The organism is Pseudomonas sp. MD330_10 (genome assembly GCF_042610415.1).
GTDB classification, from domain to species: Bacteria; Pseudomonadota; Gammaproteobacteria; order Pseudomonadales; family Pseudomonadaceae; genus Aquipseudomonas; species Aquipseudomonas rhodesiae.
The window spans coordinates 1-274 of the sequence record NZ_JBHGZU010000080.1 but is presented as its reverse complement, the minus strand read 5'-3'; the positions used below and the strand labels follow the sequence as shown (position 1 = coordinate 274).

Sequence of the window (274 nt, the reverse complement as noted above, 5' to 3'; positions counted from 1 at the left end):
ATCGAGGGCCTGGATGTCGAGGACGGGACCCACTTCCTGCGCGCCGACGGTGCCGAGGCGCTGGCCGACGCGACGCTGAAGCTCATCGCCGATGGCGTGCTGCGCCTGAAGCTGTCGCGCGCGGCGCGCGAACTGGTCGAAGCCCAGTTCGGCCATCGCGTCGCAGCCGAGGTCTTCGGTCGCATCCTGGTGGAGGCCGCAGAGGCCGTGGAGGTGTCGCGGTGAGGACGCTGAAGATCCTGACCTTCTCGACGCTGTTCCCGAGCAGCGTGCG

At 69.3% G+C, this 274-nt stretch carries 1 protein-coding gene; it reads left to right on the top strand.

Annotated elements, in window-relative coordinates:
- On the top strand, positions 1–225 hold a 225-nt coding region (locus ACFZPT_RS26690), incomplete at its 5' end, for a hypothetical protein (RefSeq protein ID WP_379559131.1).
- Positions 226–274: the final 49 nt, after the last annotated feature.